The organism is Ideonella azotifigens, from assembly GCF_006519715.1.
Classification (GTDB): Bacteria; Pseudomonadota; Gammaproteobacteria; order Burkholderiales; family Burkholderiaceae_C; genus Ideonella; species Ideonella azotifigens.
The window spans coordinates 1-3,779 of record NZ_VIDT01000546.1; the positions used below are offsets into that span (position 1 = coordinate 1).

4 protein-coding genes are annotated in these 3,779 nt (G+C 69.1%); 3 read left to right on the forward strand and 1 reads right to left on the reverse strand.

The window, feature by feature from the left end:
* On the reverse strand, positions 1 to 1,280 hold a 1,280-nt coding region (locus FKP22_RS23745), incomplete at its 3' end, for a DHA2 family efflux MFS transporter permease subunit (protein WP_141290140.1).
* 200 nt (positions 1,281 to 1,480) lie between these two features.
* On the opposite strand from FKP22_RS23745, the gene FKP22_RS23750 reads away from it, so the two are divergent.
* The 3 genes from FKP22_RS23750 to FKP22_RS23760 all read left to right on the forward strand — a co-directional run.
* Positions 1,481 to 3,049 (forward strand): methyl-accepting chemotaxis protein, encoded by a 1,569-nt coding sequence (locus FKP22_RS23750; protein WP_141290141.1) that lies wholly within the window; start codon positions 1,481 to 1,483, stop codon positions 3,047 to 3,049.
* Positions 3,050 to 3,142: 93 nt separating this feature from the next.
* On the forward strand, positions 3,143 to 3,541 hold the full coding sequence (locus FKP22_RS23755; protein ID WP_141290142.1) for an antibiotic biosynthesis monooxygenase family protein: 399 nt from the start codon (positions 3,143 to 3,145) through the stop codon (positions 3,539 to 3,541).
* Positions 3,538 to 3,779 (forward strand): metallophosphoesterase family protein (locus tag FKP22_RS23760; protein WP_141290143.1); only part of this gene is annotated, 242 nt, incomplete at its 3' end. The genes FKP22_RS23755 and FKP22_RS23760, both read left to right, overlap by 4 nt.

Below are 3,779 nucleotides of genomic sequence, written 5' to 3' on the forward strand. Positions count from 1 at the left end.
GCCGCCTCCGAGCGACCGGCCGCCAGGCTGGCCAGCACCGCCAGCCCCAGTGCTCCGCCCATCATGAAGGCGGTGTTGACCAGGCCCGATGCCAGGCCCGAGTCTTCCGGGCTGACTTCGCTCATCGCGGCCAGCAGCACCGGGTTGAACGCGATGCCGGCGCCCAGGCCCAGCAGCAGCATCGGCGGCAGCACGTGCAGCCAGAAGCTGGCTGCCACCGGGGCCTGCGAGAACAGCAGCAGTCCCAGCGCCGCCAGTGCCAAACCCACGGCGATCGGCCCGCGGATGCCAAAGCGCATCACGATGCGGGCCGACAGGCCCAGCGAACACACCGCCATGATCAGGTTCGCCGGCAGGAAGGCCAGGCCGACCTGCATCGGCGCGTAGCCCAGCACCTGCTGCAGGTACAGCGCCGAGATGAAGAACCAGGCGAACATCGCCGCGGCCCACAGCACGCCCGCACTGTTGGCCACCGCCACGCTGCGCAGCCTGAACAGGCCCAGCGGCATCAGCGGGTGCGCCACCCGCGCCTCGGTCCACACGAAGGCGCCGCCCAGCACCAGCGCGCTGGCCAGCAGGCCCAGCGTCTGCACCGAGGTCCAGCCGGCGCTGTTGCCATCGACCACGGCGTACACCGCGAGCATCAGCGCGGCAGTGACCAGGATCGCGCCAGCCACGTCCAGCTTCTGCTGTTCAGGCGGCGTGTGCCCGGCTGGCAGCAGCGCCACACACAGTGCGTACACCACCACGCCAATCGGCAGGTTGACCAGGAAGATCCAGTGCCAGCTGAAGTTGCCGGTCAACAGCCCGCCCAGCAGCACGCCGATGCTGCCGCCGCCCGCGCAGACGAAGCCGTACACGCCCATCGCCTTCGCGCGCTCGGCCGGCTCGGTGAACAGGTTCATGATCAACGACAGCGAGACGGCCGACACCACTGCGCCGCCCAGCCCCTGCACCGCGCGTGCCACGATCAGGGTGGCCTGCGAAGGCGCCAGCCCGCAGGCCGCCGAGGCGGCAGTGAACAGCACCAGCCCCGCAAGGAACAATCGACGGTGGCCGTACAGGTCGCCCAGCCGCCCGCCCAGCAGCAGGCAGCCGCCGAAGCTCAGCAGGTAGGCGTTGACGACCCACACCAGCCCGGTCTCGGAGAAGCCCAGGTCGGCCTGGATGGACGGCAGCGCGACGTTCACGATGGTGCTGTCGAGCACGATCATCAGCACGCCCAGGCACAACACGGCCAGGGCCCACCAGCGGCGGCGAGGGGTGAGCAGGTCTTTCATGTGCTGCTTTGTACTATGGCGGTGCACCAGCCAGGCATGCCAACCGGCATCACTGCTGGGCCGGCCGCCTGAAGACGGCCGGGGAAGCCGGCGCACTTCGCGGCTTTTGCTGCAGTGCAGCGATCACAAAATCGAGTGAACTGTGGACCCTGTGGCCGAGTCGGCCCGGGCCGCGTCCTCCTTTTGTGAAAGTTGCCCCCATGTCGTTCCTCAGCAATCTCTCCATTGGCAAGCGACTGGCCACCGTGCTCGGCACGATGCTGGCCTTGTCGCTCGGCACCTTCATGTTCGCGGCCGTGATGCTGCAGCAACTGGGCAGCGAGATCGACACCATGCTGCAGCAGAACATCCAGACCGAGCGACTCGCCGTGGACTGGCGCATGAGCCTGGCGGCCGCCATCCAGCGCCGCGCTGCGGTGTCCCGCAGCAGCGACGACAGCCTGGAGGCCTATTTCGCACCGGCCAATGCCGAGTCCGTGCGCCTGACCGGCGAGCTGCAGAAGGCGCTGGATGACCGGGTCAGCAATGACAGCGAGCGTGAGCTCATGGCGCAGGTCAAGGCCAGGCGCCAGGTCTACCAGAACGGGCGCGACGAGGTGCTGAAATTCAAGAAGGCGGGCGACGTGGCGGCCGCCAGCCGTGCCTTCAGCGAGCATTTCGAGCCCGCGGCCAATGCCTACCTGGAGGCCGTGAAGGCCGTGGTGACGCGGCAGCGGGACGACCTGGATGCGCGCGCCGGCTTGGTCAGCGATCTGCGCCGCCGCATGCTGGCCGTGCTGGCGGGCAGTGCGGCGCTGTCGGTCGGCATCAGTCTGGTGCTGGCCTGGCTGCTGACGCGCAGCATCACCGGCCCCTTGCGCCATTCGCAGCAGATGGCCGCAGCCATCTCCAGCCTGGACCTGCGCGGCCGCGCGTTGGGCGACTACGCCCAGGACGAAACCGGCCAGCTGCAGCGCTCGCTCGATGCGATGCGCGATGCCTTGAAGCACTCGATCCGCGAAGTGCGCGGCGTGGTGGACAACGTGACGACCGCCACCACCCAGATCGCCGCCGGCAACCATGACCTCAGTGCGCGCACCGAGCAGACCGCCAGCAACCTGGAGGAAACCGCCAGCGCGATGGAGCAGCTCACCGGCACCGTTCGCCAAAGCGCCGCCTCTTCGGTGCAGGCCAACCAGCTCGTGCACTCCGCCGTTGCAGTGGCGGCGCGCGGCGGGCAGATGGTGGCCGACGTGGTCGCCACCATGGGCGACATCCATGCCAGCGCCAGCCGCATTGCCGACATCACCAGCGTCATCGACGGCATTGCCTTCCAGACCAACATCTTGGCCCTGAACGCGGCGGTGGAAGCCGCCCGGGCCGGTGAACAGGGACGTGGTTTCGCCGTGGTGGCGGGCGAGGTGCGCACCTTGGCCCAGCGCTCGGCCCAGGCCGCCAAGGAGATCAAGCATCTGATCGGCGACAGCGTGACCAAGGTCGCGTCCGGTACCCAGCAGGTGCACGCCGCCGGCGACACCATGGGCGAGATCGTGCGCAGCATCCAGCAGGTCAGCGACATCATGGGCGAAATCACCACGGCCGCATCCGAGCAGAGCGATGGCATCGGCCAGGTCAACATCGCGGTGACCCAGCTGGACCAGATGACCCAGCAGAACGCCGCGCTGGTCGAGCAGGCCGCCGCAGCCGCCGCCAGCCTGCAGGAGCAGGCCGTGCGCCTGGCCAGCGCGGTGGCCGAGTTCCAGCTCGACACCGTCTCCCAGCACGGCTGAGCGCAGGGCCTCGGGGGGGGCGGCATGCCGCGCCTTGCGCAGCTGCTTTTGTACTATGGTGGCGGACCTCCCACGCATTCGCCATTGACACGCATGCTGCCACCTGCCTCCGCCGACGCCTTGCCGCCGCCGGGCTTCGCCCCCCGCCCTCAGCCGCCGTACTACGCGGTCATCTTCACCAGCCAGCGCACCGAGGCTGACGGTGGCTACGGCGAGGCCGCCGAACACATGGTGCTGCTGGCGCGTGAACAGCCCGGCTACCTGGGCGTGGAAAGCGCGCGCGGGGCCGATGGCCTGGGCATCACCGTCTCATACTGGCGCTCGCTGGCCGACATCGCCGCCTGGCGCAACCAGCTCGACCATGCGCAGACCCGCGCCCGCGGCCGGGCCGAGTGGTACACCCACTACGAACTGCGCATCGCCAAGGTCGAGCGCGCCTATGGCTGGGACGAGGCCACCAGCCCGCCCCGCACCGACCCCGGTCAGTCATGAACCGAATTGCCTTCGTCTCCGACATCCACGGCAACCTGCCTGCGCTGGAGGCCGTGGCCGCGCAGATTGCCGCTGCCGGCGTCGACACCGTGGTCAACCTCGGCGACATCGCCTCCGGCCCCTTGTGGCCACGCGAAACCGTTCAGTGGCTGATGCAACGCGACTGGCCGACCATCGCGGGCAACCACGAGCGACAGGTGTTGACGCTGCCACGCGAACGCATGGGTGCCAGCGACGC